This window comes from Sediminibacterium ginsengisoli (assembly GCF_900167075.1).
Lineage (GTDB): Bacteria > Bacteroidota > Bacteroidia > Chitinophagales > Chitinophagaceae > Sediminibacterium > Sediminibacterium ginsengisoli.
Genome location: NZ_FUWH01000006.1, coordinates 194175 through 206604 on the forward strand (window position 1 = coordinate 194175; position 12430 = coordinate 206604).

Annotated in this window: 12 protein-coding genes; 4 read left to right on the forward strand and 8 right to left on the reverse strand. The window is 47.8% G+C overall.

Annotation, left to right across the window (positions count from 1 at the left end; all coding sequences use genetic code 11):
* Positions 1-148: 148 nt before the first annotated feature.
* The gene (locus tag B5D42_RS11800; protein ID WP_078831715.1) at positions 149-793 is read right to left on the reverse strand and encodes a spheroidene monooxygenase; all 645 of its coding nucleotides are present in this window, start codon (positions 791-793) and stop codon (positions 149-151) included.
* Between the two features lie 29 nt (positions 794-822).
* On the opposite strand from B5D42_RS11800, the gene hutI reads away from it, so the two are divergent.
* The 4 genes from hutI (at position 823) to lepA (ending at position 6213) form a co-directional block, all read left to right on the forward strand.
* The gene (hutI, locus tag B5D42_RS11805) at positions 823-2055 is read left to right on the forward strand and encodes an imidazolonepropionase (protein ID WP_078831716.1); all 1233 of its coding nucleotides are present in this window, start codon (positions 823-825) and stop codon (positions 2053-2055) included.
* A 20-nt stretch (positions 2056-2075) separates the two neighbouring features.
* Complete coding sequence (locus B5D42_RS11810; RefSeq protein ID WP_078831717.1) at positions 2076-3284, forward strand: cation:proton antiporter domain-containing protein; 1209 nt, start codon at positions 2076-2078, stop codon at positions 3282-3284.
* 12 nt (positions 3285-3296) lie between these two features.
* Positions 3297-4352: a formimidoylglutamase gene (locus B5D42_RS11815; protein ID WP_176112993.1), complete on the forward strand. Its 1056-nt coding sequence runs from the start codon at positions 3297-3299 to the stop codon at positions 4350-4352.
* A gap of 76 nt (positions 4353-4428) precedes the next feature.
* A complete protein-coding gene (lepA, locus tag B5D42_RS11820) occupies positions 4429-6213 on the forward strand; it encodes a translation elongation factor 4 (RefSeq protein ID WP_078831719.1) in 1785 nt (594 codons plus the stop codon).
* 77 nt (positions 6214-6290) lie between these two features.
* On the opposite strand, the gene B5D42_RS11825 is transcribed toward lepA, so the two are convergent.
* The 7 genes from B5D42_RS11825 to B5D42_RS11855 form a co-directional block, all read right to left on the reverse strand.
* On the reverse strand, positions 6291-7190 hold the full coding sequence (locus tag B5D42_RS11825) for a hypothetical protein (RefSeq protein WP_078831720.1): 900 nt from the start codon (positions 7188-7190) through the stop codon (positions 6291-6293).
* A gap of 75 nt (positions 7191-7265) precedes the next feature.
* Positions 7266-7832 carry a D-glycero-alpha-D-manno-heptose-1,7-bisphosphate 7-phosphatase gene (locus tag B5D42_RS11830; protein WP_078831721.1) on the reverse strand — a complete coding sequence of 189 codons (567 nt, stop codon included), beginning with the start codon at positions 7830-7832 and terminating at the stop codon, positions 7266-7268.
* Between the two features lie 23 nt (positions 7833-7855).
* The gene (locus tag B5D42_RS11835; RefSeq protein WP_139367127.1) at positions 7856-8428 is read right to left on the reverse strand and encodes a D-sedoheptulose-7-phosphate isomerase; all 573 of its coding nucleotides are present in this window, start codon (positions 8426-8428) and stop codon (positions 7856-7858) included.
* A gap of 63 nt (positions 8429-8491) precedes the next feature.
* Positions 8492-9649 (reverse strand): glycosyltransferase family 4 protein, encoded by a 1158-nt coding sequence (locus B5D42_RS11840; RefSeq protein WP_078831723.1) that lies wholly within the window; start codon positions 9647-9649, stop codon positions 8492-8494.
* A 15-nt stretch (positions 9650-9664) separates the two neighbouring features.
* The gene (locus tag B5D42_RS11845) at positions 9665-10603 is read right to left on the reverse strand and encodes a glycosyltransferase family 2 protein (protein WP_078831724.1); all 939 of its coding nucleotides are present in this window, start codon (positions 10601-10603) and stop codon (positions 9665-9667) included.
* 10 nt (positions 10604-10613) lie between these two features.
* Entirely contained in the window at positions 10614-11147 is a 534-nt protein-coding gene (locus B5D42_RS11850) for a DUF4199 domain-containing protein (RefSeq protein ID WP_078831725.1), read from the reverse strand.
* A 14-nt stretch (positions 11148-11161) separates the two neighbouring features.
* Positions 11162-12427 (reverse strand): dihydroorotase, encoded by a 1266-nt coding sequence (locus B5D42_RS11855; protein WP_078831726.1) that lies wholly within the window; start codon positions 12425-12427, stop codon positions 11162-11164.
* Positions 12428-12430 lie beyond the last annotated feature (3 nt).

Here is a 12430-nt window from a genome sequence, read left to right on the forward strand (position 1 = left end):
AATAAAAAAGGGAGACCGTGTATTGTGCAGGAACGTCAATGATCCGGCATCGGGTTAAGGCCGCGGTACATCCACGCGAAATGTGCTGTAGCGAATGATATGGTAGTGCAGTGATGCATTGTTATGTTGCAATTTACAACATTCTTTTTTAAAGACCGCCTGTAGACGAATGTATCCGGAAACGAACGAATAAATCTTCACTGTACCATTTTTCCTTTCTTGTTGCGGTTACAACTGCCGCATGTTCCCGCATGCGGTAGGCAAATGCTTTCATGGCTGCTTTGCTTTCCCAGATGCTGAATGTGGCCTGCCTGATCCAGGGTACTTCGCCTATACCTACAGAAGTTACAAAGCCTTCGGCCTGCTGCATTACATCGGATACGCCCTGCACATGCTGCCAGAATCTTTTTAGCGCACTTAAACGGATCGTTGCCCTGGTTAATACCGCTACCGGCCCTTCATAACCCGTTTCGCGCTGCAGCGCACCAAATACTGTTTTGCCGTTCCAGCTGCCATGGCCTTCTATCGGTTCGAGTTCCAGCTGCCATACTTTGCAACGGAAAAAACGCCACCAGGCTGTGATGAATGATGGTGTGGATGTCCGGGTATGTAATACTGCCCATTGGCGCCAGTCGGGCATTTTACTGAATGTTCCGTTTTTACCGCAGCCCATCAGTTTGGAAAAGCCTTTATCTTTCCCGGATAATAAGGGCAGCCGGAATAAAGCCATAGACAACAGTCCGGCCCAGCCGAGCCATCGCGGATAACGTACAATGGTGAGCGTGCAGATCATAACCGAAAATAAACCCTAATTTGCCATTAATGGAACTACTTGTAAAAAACATACGACAACTGGTGAATACACGCGAAACCAATGCGGTTTTGCGCGGGAATATGCTGGCATCATTGCCTGTTGTTGAAAATGCATGGTTGCGCGTGAAAGACGGCCTGATCCATAGCTATGGCAGCATGGATACTTTGCCGTCAACAGAAAATGCGGCTGTTTACGATGCCGCTCAGGCTATGGTGCTTCCGTGCTGGTGCGACAGTCATACTCATCTCGTTTTTGCCGCCAGCAGGGAAGAAGAGTTTGTAGATAAAATAAAAGGGCTGAGTTACGCAGATATCGCCGCAAGAGGCGGCGGTATTCTCAATTCGGCAAGGAAACTGCAAGCTACAGCTGAAGATTCCCTGTACGAAATGGCGATGCTTCGTCTGCAGGAACTGATGCGTCTGGGTACCGGTGCCATCGAGATCAAAAGCGGTTACGGACTTACCGTTGACAGTGAACTGAAAATGCTGCGGGTGATCAAAAGGATCCGTGAAACAGCGCCGATACCGGTAAAAGCCACATTCCTCGGGGCACATACCTATCCGCCTGATTACAAAGAGAATCACCAGGGATACATCGATCTCATCATTCATGAAATGCTGCCGGTTATTGCAGCCGAAGGACTGGCTGATTATATCGATGTGTTTTGTGAAACAGGCTTTTTCAGTGCCGAAGAAACCATCACCATCTGCCGTGCGGGAATGGCCGCAGGACTGAAACCCAAGATCCATGCCAACCAGCTGAATCTTTCGGGCGGTGTGCAGGCAGCAGTTGCCTTAGGAGCTGTTTCAGCCGATCATCTCGAAACGATGGACGATGCAGCAATCAGTGCATTGGCAGGCGCTGATACCATCGGTACATTGCTGCCGGGAGCAGCCTTCTTTTTGCGTATGCCTTTTCAGCCGGCGCGCAAACTGATCGACGCGGGTTGTGCAGTTGCACTGGCATCAGATTTTAACCCCGGCTCCTGTCCGAGCGGCAATATGAATCTTGTTGTTGCCATGAGCTGTATACAAATGAAAATGCTGCCGGAAGAAGCCATCAATGCAGCAACCATCAATGGCGCATATGCCATGGAACTGGAAAATGAAGCAGGAAGTATTACGGTGGGCAAAAAAGCAAACCTCATTTTTACGAAGCCTGTTCCGTCGCTGGCCTATCTGCCTTATGCATTCGGGTCTCAGTTGACAGACAGGGTAATGATCAATGGTAACTTCCTGTAAAAAAAACGTAACTTAACCCTATGGGAAGCTTGTCTACAGAATGGATACTGATTATACTTTGCCTGGTAGTGGTGGTTTCATATCTTTTTTCGATACTCTCGAGGTATATCCGTGTGCCATCCGTGTTACTGCTGCTGATGGCCGGCATGATTACCCGGGCTGTTACGGATGCGCGCGACATCAACATCGTATTTCCGGCGCGGCTTACGGAATTTCTTGGTGTGATCGGGTTGATCATGATCGTACTGGAAGCAGGGCTCGATCTGAAACTGGGGCGCAGTAAACTAAGCCTGATCAGGAGTTCGTTCTTTTCTGCCATTGTTATCTTTTTCTTATCGGCAGGAGGCATTGCTGCTGTTTTGTATTACTGGTTGCATGAGCCTTTACATAACTGTATCGTATATGCCATTCCCATGGCTATTATGAGCAGCGCTATCGTTATTCCGAGTCTGCACCAGCTGACGGAAGCCAAAAAGGAGTTCCTGGTTTACGAGGCATCTTTCGCAGATATCATCGGGGTACTGGTGTTCAATTATTTTGCAGATCATACGGAACTTACCGGCAGTTCGCTGGTGCAGTTTTTTGGAAATATCGTGGTGGCCGTTGTGCTGTCGTTCCTTTTTTCATTCCTGCTGTTTGTGATCCTGGCAAAATCAAGACTGAATGTCAAGTTCTTCCTCATCTTCGCCCTGTTGATTTTCCTGTATGAAAGCGGCAAAATGATGCACCTGCCGTCACTGATCATCATTCTTTTTTTCGGACTGCTGATGAACAACTGGTCGCTGATCCGTTCACGCAGGATCCGCAATGCGTTCCCGGAAGAAAAAGTGAAAGAAACCACACAGTTCCTGCATTCGATCACGGCCGAAACATCTTTCCTGATCAGAACATTCTTCTTTATCCTTTTCGGTTATTCCATAGATGTAAAACTGATGTTTTCGCAGGATGTAATGCTGATCGGCGGACTTATTGTGCTGATCCTGCTGGTAACACGTTTTCTCTACCTGCGTTTTTTCCTGAGGGAAAGCGTTTATCCGGAAGTGGTGTTCATTCCGCGCGGGCTGGTGACGATCCTGCTGTTTTACAAGATTCCCGGCATCTTCAGGCTTTCATCATTCAATGAAGGGATTGTTTTTTTTGTGATACTTGTTACCAGTTTTATCATGATGCTGGGCATGCTTTTTTATAAGGCGGCACCGGTAGAAATACAATCGAATGAACAACTTTAAAAATCCGGTATTATGAAACATTTTAAGCCTTACCATAAAGAAGATGTGCTTGTTTTTACCAGGACCAGGCGCTTCGAAACAAAGCTCGGAGAACGGATCCAGGTGCTTAAGCACACTGCAGATCTCCGGAAATCGCTGGAAGAATCGGATGCCGCCTTTGTACTTATTGGTATACCGGAAGATATAGGCGTAAAAGCCAACCTGGGTGTAGGCGGAGCGGGCTCTGCCTGGTTCCAGTTCCTGCAGGCGTTCCTGAATATTCAAAGCAACGATTTCTTCGAAGGAAGTGAAGTGTTGCTGGCCGGACATTTCGATTTTTCCGCGCTGGAAGAAATTATCGATCAGAATGCACAGAACAGCGACGAGCGTATTGAGGGTTACCGGCATGCTGTAAATATCATCGATGATGAAGTAGAGCAGCTGGTACATATGATCGCCGAACAGGGTAAGATCCCTATTGTGATCGGGGGCGGACATAACAACGCTTATCCCTGTATCAAAGGAGCAGCCAAAGGGTTTTATAAAAAAGGGATCATACCGCTGGCACAGATCAATGCCATTAACCTGGATGCCCATGCAGACCTGCGGCCGATGGAGGGGCGGCACAGCGGCAACGGGTTTACTTATGCAGAAGAGGATGGTTACCTGGAAAAATACTGCGTGGTAGGGCTTCATGAAAATTACCTGCCCGAAAACGTGTGGATGGATATGGTGAATAACCCTTTCATCGATTGTATCACCTACGAAGACATCTTTATCCGCGAAAAGTATAGTTTTTTACAGGCCGTGGCGCATGCAACGGGTTTTACAGAGGATACCCTCTGCGGAATAGAGCTGGACCTGGATGCAATTGAGGGCGTATTGAGCAGCGCGGCCACGCCATCGGGCTTTACCACGGCCCAGGCAAGGCAATATGTAAGCTATGCCGCTGCCGCCAGTAAAGCAGCTTACCTCCACGTTTGCGAAGGGGCTACACAGCTGCTGGACGGACGTAAAGACCCTTCCACGGGCAAGCTGATCAGTTACCTGGTAAGCGATTTTGTAAAAGCCATCCAGACCAGGGGTTAATTAATAACGAATAATTACGAATTACAGCCACCCGGGTAACGCAGAAACTGCCTAACTTCTATATCTTTGCCGACTTATGAAGAATATCAGGAATTTCTGCATCATTGCCCATATCGACCATGGTAAAAGTACATTGGCTGACAGGCTGTTAGAGCATACCAAGACCATTGGCGAGCGGGATATGATGAACCAGGTGCTGGATGATATGGACCTGGAGCGGGAAAAAGGCATTACAATTAAAAGTCATGCGATACAGATCGATTATCATTACAAAGGTGAACACTATGTACTGAACCTCATCGATACACCCGGCCACGTGGATTTCAGTTATGAAGTGAGCCGTGCACTGGCCGCCTGTGAAGGAGCCCTGCTGCTGGTAGATGCCTCCCAGGGTATACAGGCGCAGACGATCAGCAACTTATATCTTGCCATCGACAATGATCTTGAGATCATACCTGTGATCAACAAGATCGATATGGATGGTGCTAAAATACCGGAAGTGACAGACCAGATCATGGACCTGATCGGCTGCAAACAGGAAGACATCCTGCTGGCCAGCGGTAAATCCGGTATCGGTATTGAAGAAATACTCCAGGCCATAGTAGAACGCATACCTCCGCCCGAGGGAAGCTACGAAGCACCCCTGCAGGCATTGATCTTCGATAGCGTATTCAACAGCTTCCGTGGTATCATCGTTTATTACCGGATCCTGAACGGTGTGCTGCGCAAGGGCGACAAGATCCGTTTTGTGGCATCCGGCAATGATTATTTTGCGGATGAAGTAGGCGTGCTGAAGCTTTCAATGACACCCAAGAATGAAGTAAAGGCAGGTGATGTAGGTTATATCATTACAGGTATCAAGAATGCGAAAGAAGTGAAAGTGGGAGATACCATTACACTTGCGAACAATCCGGGTGAAATGATCAATGGTTTCGAGGAAGTGAAGCCGATGGTATTCGCGGGGATCTTTCCTGTAAATACGGATGAGTTTGAAGAGCTGCGCGACTGTATGGATAAATTACAGCTGAACGATGCATCGCTGACTTTTGAGCTGGAAACCTCACAGGCCCTTGGCTTTGGTTTCCGGTGCGGATTCCTCGGCCTGCTGCATATGGAGATCATCCAGGAACGCCTGGAGCGCGAGTTCAACCAGACGGTGATCACTACCGTGCCGAACGTAAGCTTTATGGCTTACACAACCAGGGGCGAAAAGATCGTAGTGAACAATCCCGCGGAAATGCCGGAGCCGGTAAAGATCGACCGCATCGAAGAACCATTCATCAAAGCACAGATCATTACGCTGCCCGATTATATCGGAAATATCATGACGCTTTGCCTGGGTAAGCGAGGTATTCTCATTAATCAGAGTTATCTCACGCCAACACGTGTGGAATTGATCTTCGAAATGCCGCTCACGGAGATCGTATTCGATTTCTATGATAAACTGAAGAGCTCAACACGAGGCTATGCGTCATTCGATTATAACCCGATCGGTTACCGTGATGCGGACATCGTTAAGATGGATATCCTGCTGAACAATGATAAAGTAGATGCGCTCAGTGCATTGATCCACCGCAGCCGTGCACAGGATTTCGGAAGAAAGCTTTGTGAAAAACTGAAAGAACTTCTGCCCAAACAACAGTTCCAGATCGCGATACAGGCTGCGATCGGCGCGAAGATCATCGCCCGTGAAAACATCAGCGCTATGCGTAAAGACGTAACCGCAAAATGTTATGGCGGTGATATCAGCCGTAAACGTAAACTGCTGGAAAAACAGAAAGAAGGTAAAAAGCGGATGCGCCAGATCGGTAACGTAGAAGTTCCGCAGGAAGCGTTCCTCGCCGTATTGAAACTCGATTAGGATAAGATCACGTATCAACATATTAAAGCCGGCTCTGTTTACAGATGACCGGCTTTTTTATTTTCCAGGTTGAACCGTTATTGTCTTTCCGGAACTTTTACTCTTTGCGGGTTGATACTGGAACGCGGATCGATCTCTGCCACCACCGGCTGGTGCACCCAGCGGCCGCCCAGCCATTTGAACCCTTCATAAGTGCCCAGTGGCAACAAAGTATATTTTTTATCTGTTTCACCAGACTCGCTTACAAGATGTGCGAAGATGATCATGTTGAGGTCTTTGTCGTAATTCAGCTTTGCATTGCCATCCTTTTTATATTCAAGCGCGAACCGGAAAGCTGGCTGGGCAGGTTTGATCGGGTCATTGGCATAACTGAAGAAACGGCCGCCGAACTGCGGGGTGCCATCCTGTGCAAAAGACAGGACTTCAATCCACTTCTTGCTGCTACGCGCGTCGTTTTCATCATAACCGAGCAGGGTATAATATTTTTTACGGTTGTATTCAGTAGGGATGATATTGTAATAGATCGCGCCGATCCAGTTCCGGTTGGTGCGCACGGAATCGGTTGGATTGTCGGCAAATTCAGAGGCATCGAATAATGGGTAGATCTTCAATGAACCATCGCTGGTTTTCATCTGGATCACACCTTTCTGGCGATAATACGTGAGGTCTTTCATTACCTGCCAGGTGAAAATACGGAAAGTGCTGTCCGGCGCATATAACCTTGAAATGCTGGTGAGCGATTCGAAAGGATAGCCGAATGAGTTAGGAACCTGTAATGCACGTACCAATGCTCTCGTGAAAAGACTATCAGCCCGGAAACGATCCGGCATTTCATTGGCCTGGGCCATGGTCTCGGCATACTGGTGCATGGTATTTTCGATATCTGCCAGTTGCTGCCTGCCTGCCGCATTCTGCGCGTGCAGCGAAGACGTTATGAAAAGCAATATGCCCCAAAATAATACAGGTATTTTTTTCATACTGGTATAATGACTGCCTGTGCAGCTATTGCAAATATCTGCTATGGTGTCTTAATATTTTGTTAGACTATCAAATTAACCTGCCGGGCTGGCTGTAACGGCTTTGGCAAAATCAAGCAGGTTGTTAAAGCGCGCGTCGATCAGCGGATGCGGATCTGGTGTTTCAGGGTGCGTGGTGGCAAGGTAAACGGTAAATGCACCCGCATTCCGCCCGAACTGCATATCGCTGAGGCGGTTGCCTACCATAATGGTTTTTGCAGGGATGATCTCCGGGTAATCTGCCTGCGCCTGTAATGCCATGCCGTGCTGGGGTTTCCTGTTGGGAGAATCGTCGGCAAGATCTGCACAGTAATAAATACGGTCTATCCTTCCTCCGGAGGCTGTGATCGTTTCTGTCATGCCTGTATGGATATCAGTGAGGTCGTCCGTGGTCATGAGGCCTTTGCCGATACCTTTCTGGTTGGTTACAATAATGATCCTGCTGAACTGTGCAGCAAGTATGGCCAGGGCCTCCAGGCTGTCGTCGTAAAATACGAATTCGCTGCTGTTGCGGATATAATCCTCTTTTTTCTCATGGTTGATCACACCATCGCGATCGAGATAGAGTGTCCAGCTTTGGTCAATAACAGGCAAAGTAGTCATATATGAGTTTTCTGAAAACCGGTTTAGCCGAAAATGCGTTCTTCCACCAGTTCACAGATAATATGTCCGATGAGGATATGCGATTCCTGTATACGTGGTGTAACAGTAGATGGAACGTTCAGCAGGATGTCGCTGAGTTCACGCATGCGGCCGCCATTTTCGCCGGTAAGGCCGATGGTATGGATGCCTTTTCCCCTTGCTGTTTCAAATGCATTTACAATATTGGCGGAATTGCCTGAAGTGCTGAGGCCGATCAGCACATCGCCTTCTTCACAGATGCCGTCTACCAGGCGTGCATAGATCACATCATAACTGTAGTCATTCGCTACTGCAGTCATGTAAGATGTGTTGCAATGCAATGCTTCGGAAGGTAATGCCCTGCGGTTCTTGTAAAAGCGGCCCGAAAACTCTGCGGAAAGATGCTGTGCATCGGCCGCGCTGCCGCCGTTACCGCAAAACCAGACCCTTTTTCCTTTATTGAAAGCCTCGGTTACCACATCTACTGCTTTTTCGATCAGGGCTATCAGCTGTTCGTCTTCTGAAAGTTTTTGTTTAACGGAGATGGAGTCGTCTATGAGCTTTTTTATAATGGACATACGATCAATAACAATATTGTGAAAGAAATCAGGCCTGTGAACAGGTTCTTATTTACAAAGTTATTAAGAGTTTGGGATAATTCCACCTGCTCCTTTTTTACCGGCCAGCGTGAGCAGGGCACTGGTAAAGGTCTCCCAGCTGTATTTTCTTTTCTCAAGCAGCAGGTTGGCATGCAGCAATGGCTCACCGAGTTCGTATAACCTGAGTATTCCGCTTGCGATGGACTGCGGATCGGGTTCTGCCACAATACCTGCTTTTTCATGCGGTACCAGTTCCGGCAATCCGCCTACATTGGTTACCAGCGTTGGTTTTTCGAAATGGTAGGCGAGGGGAGTTACACCGCTTTGTGTGGCATGATGATAAGGCTGGATCACAAAATCGGCTGCACTCATATAATACCGTACTTCACTGTCGGGGATAAAATCGGTATGAAGAATCAGTTTCGGCCCGATATTCAGCGTGCGGATCAGTTCATCGTATTCTTTGCGGTCTTCATAAAATTCACCGGCTATCATCAGGCGGATGCCTGACCGGCGTATTCTTTCATCTGCCATGGCTTTCAGGAGCATGTCAAGACCTTTGTATTTCCTGATGAAGCCGAAGAACAGGATAATCTTATCATCGGGATCTAATCCCAGTTTTTTCCTGGCTTCATTTTTGGGCACGGATACACCAAAATTATCGAACAGCGGGTGCGGTACCAGGGCTGCTGGTTTTGCAGTGAATCCGGTGAGATCTTTTTTCACCTGCTCGCTCATGGTGAGAAAAGCATCTATGCTTTTTACGAAGTAGCGTGTGAAAGGAATATCGCCTGGTCTTTTTTCATGTGGTTTGATATTATCAACCAGGCAGATGATTTTTGTCTTCCGGTTCTTCCTTACAATACGCAGGATAGAACCCAGGCATGGCCCCATCAGCGGCAGCCAGAATCGTACAACGATGAGTGCCGGTGCCATTTTGCGCAACTCACGTCCTACCTTGTACCAGTTGAACGGATTGATGGAATTGATCTTTACCCTGATGTCAATGCCTTCCGGTGCAGGTTCGGAAGAATACTGGGTAGTGCCGGGAAAAAGAAAATCCGGGTATTGCAAGGAAAAAGTATAGATCGAGGTATCGAAGCCCTGTGCAGAAAACTGTTTTGCCAGCCGTTCATCAAAAGATGCCAGTCCGCCACGTAACGGCCAGGCCGGCCCTATGATGATCACTTTGTTGTTCATCTTTCTGGTATCTGTTTACTGCAACTTCTTTTCGATCAGGTAGGTGTTCCTTTCGGCTGAATTGCGCGTAACGAGCTCGGCAACAAAACCGGTAAGGAAAAGCTGTACACCTATGATCATGGTAGTGAGTGCTATATAAAAGCTTGGCCTGTTGGTCAGCGCAAAATCAGGCAATGCAAACTTTCCGATGATCAGGTAGATGCTGGCAATAAAACCGATAAGAAAGAATACCGTGCCCAGCAATCCGAAGAACTGCATCGGCTTCTTACCGAATTTTCCGAGGAACATGATGGTTCCCAGGTCCAGAAAGCCATTCACAAATCTTTGCCAGCCGAATTTGGTTACGCCGTATTTCCGCGGCCGGTGTTCTACTACTTTTTCTCCGATCTTCCTGAAGCCGCTCCATTTGGCGAGGATCGGGATATACCGGTGCATTTCGCCGAATACTTCTATGCTTTTTACTACTTTTTTCTTGTAAGCTTTCAGTCCGCAATTGAAATCATGCAGTATAATACCGGAACTTCTCCTGGCTACTGCATTGAAAAGCTTGGATGGAAGGTTTTTGGTAAGCGTATTGTCGTAACGTTTCTTTTTCCAGCCGCTCACCATATCATAACCGTCTTCCAGGATCATGCGCCTGAGTTCAGGGATTTCGTCTGGAGAGTCCTGCATGTCTGCATCCATCGTAATGATCACATTGCCCTGCGCTGCTTTGAAGCCTTCGTTCAGGGCAGCTGATTTACCATAATTCCGCTGGAAGCGGATGCCCTTGAAATGAGGGTTTTTCCGGTGTATGGATTCAACCACTTCCCAGCTGTTATCGGTACTGCCATCATCTACCAGCCACACTTCGTAGGAGAGCTGGTTTGCGTTGACAACATTCTCTATCCAGCTGCACAATTCCGGCAGTGATTCGTCTTCATTAAACAAGGGTACTACTATAGATACGTCCATGCTGAGCTGATTAATCTGTAAACTTCTCTTCCTTACGGATGATCAGGGTGATCAAAAGGGCTTTGATAAAATCCCAGATCAGGCCAATTCCCGTTCCCAGGAAAATTTTACCGATACCGGTTTCTTTTGAACCCTCTTCGGTTTTTTTAAGCTGTTTTGCCATTTCCTCTTCGTTGGCACCGAAACGTGCCATCATGGCCCGTGTCTTTTCGAGCGCTATCTGCATGGATTTTTGCGTAAGTTCTTTGTCGATCAGGTTATACAGTACATAAGTAGCCACCGCAACAAGTATAGCTGCCACAACATAAGAGAAGAATGAAAATTTCAATGCCTCTGCAAAAGGCAGGTAACCCCCGTTCTGTTTCCTTAACTGGAAACCGCCGATGAGTATGATCGCGATCATATAGGGCAGAAAATTACCCCAGAAGCTGACCGATACAAATGTATTCAGCCCCATAGCCCATGATCCGTACATGATCACAATGGCGAGCAGTCCGCAGATTGCGCCGTATTTTGCACCTTCGTTCAGTACATTGACTTTCATATAAGCTGTTTTAGTTAGTTTAAAGTTAACTGTCCTTTATGTATAATTCCGAAAACTTTTCCTTTCAGTTCCCGATCCATAAAAGGAGAGTTGGCTGAGCGGCTGCGGTTTGTTTCTTTGGTCAGCACTGTTTCACCATTCCTGCTGAAGAGGGTCAGTTCCGCCGGCTGCCCTTCGGCAAGTTGCAGTTCCGGTAACGCGAAGATATTACGGGCATTGCTGCTGAAAAGCTTTACCAGCCTGTCATTGCTGACCTCCGGCAATACCGTGTTGATGGCGGCAAATGCGGTCTGTAACCCGATCATACCCGGCTTTGCATATTCGAATTCACAGGTTTTGGCATCCCAGTCCTGCGGCAGGTGGTGCGATGCGATACATTCAACGTGTCCTCCGGTTACAGCTTCACGCAAAGCCATCATGTCTGCACGGCTTCTCAGCGGCGGGGATACTTTGAGGTTGGTATCGTACGACTGTATATCCTCGTCACAGAAAAACAGGTGATAGGGGGTAACGCTGCAGGTGATATCGAGTCCTTCTTTACGTGCTTCAGCAATCAGCTCTATTCCTTTTTGTGTGGAAACACCTGTAAAATGAAGCTTTGAACCGGTATAACGCAGCAGATCGAGATCTCTTTTGATCATGATCTCTTCTGCTATGGCCGGTAAGCCCGGCAGGCCGAGCCTGGTAGAAATGATGCCTTCATTGACCAAGCCGCCGGAGTTGATGCTGGTATCTACCGGAACCTGTATCAGTACACCGCTGAATGCTTTCACATACTGCAGTGCTTTGAGGAAAAGGCCGGCCGACTGAACCGTATGAAGTCCGTCTGAAAATGCAACCGCACCGCTGTTGCGCATATCATAGAGTTCGGCGAGGTCTTTGCCTTCTGCTTTTTTGGTAACGGCGCCGATAGGATGGATGTCTGCAGGCAGCTGAGTGCTGGCGCGGACAATATATTCAACAGTACTTTTATTATCGACTACAGGCTTTGTATCAGGGATCACAAAAACCCTTGTAAAACCACCTGCCGCAGCTGCTGCAGCACCGCTCTGAAGGGTTTCGCGGTGTTCGAGACCCGGGTCGCAGAAATGAGAAAAAGAATCGACCCAGCCAGTGGAGGCGAGTAAACCTTTTGCATCAACAATTGTTTCATCTCCCTGCTCCGGGATGGAATCCGCTACCCGGACAATCTGTGAACCATCAACTAAAATATCTTTTACCAGACCATTGAACGCGGATGCCGGATCGGCAATCTCAACTTGCCTTAGGAGGATCTTCATGTA

What these genes read in the sequence shown, in the direction of transcription:
- B5D42_RS11800 (WP_078831715.1), bottom strand. Translation starts at nt 793, where the DNA reads ATGATCTGCACGCTCACCATTGTACGTTATCCGCGATGGCTCGGCTGG.
- hutI (WP_078831716.1), top strand. Translation starts at nt 823, where the DNA reads ATGGAACTACTTGTAAAAAACATACGACAACTGGTGAATACACGCGAA.
- B5D42_RS11810 (WP_078831717.1), top strand. Translation starts at nt 2,076, where the DNA reads ATGGGAAGCTTGTCTACAGAATGGATACTGATTATACTTTGCCTGGTA.
- B5D42_RS11815 (WP_176112993.1), top strand. Translation starts at nt 3,297, where the DNA reads ATGAAACATTTTAAGCCTTACCATAAAGAAGATGTGCTTGTTTTTACC.
- lepA (WP_078831719.1), top strand. Translation starts at nt 4,429, where the DNA reads ATGAAGAATATCAGGAATTTCTGCATCATTGCCCATATCGACCATGGT.
- B5D42_RS11825 (WP_078831720.1), bottom strand. Translation starts at nt 7,190, where the DNA reads ATGAAAAAAATACCTGTATTATTTTGGGGCATATTGCTTTTCATAACG.
- B5D42_RS11830 (WP_078831721.1), bottom strand. Translation starts at nt 7,832, where the DNA reads ATGACTACTTTGCCTGTTATTGACCAAAGCTGGACACTCTATCTCGAT.
- B5D42_RS11835 (WP_139367127.1), bottom strand. Translation starts at nt 8,428, where the DNA reads ATGTCCATTATAAAAAAGCTCATAGACGACTCCATCTCCGTTAAACAA.
- B5D42_RS11840 (WP_078831723.1), bottom strand. Translation starts at nt 9,649, where the DNA reads ATGAACAACAAAGTGATCATCATAGGGCCGGCCTGGCCGTTACGTGGC.
- B5D42_RS11845 (WP_078831724.1), bottom strand. Translation starts at nt 10,603, where the DNA reads ATGGACGTATCTATAGTAGTACCCTTGTTTAATGAAGACGAATCACTG.
- B5D42_RS11850 (WP_078831725.1), bottom strand. Translation starts at nt 11,147, where the DNA reads ATGAAAGTCAATGTACTGAACGAAGGTGCAAAATACGGCGCAATCTGC.
- B5D42_RS11855 (WP_078831726.1), bottom strand. Translation starts at nt 12,427, where the DNA reads ATGAAGATCCTCCTAAGGCAAGTTGAGATTGCCGATCCGGCATCCGCG.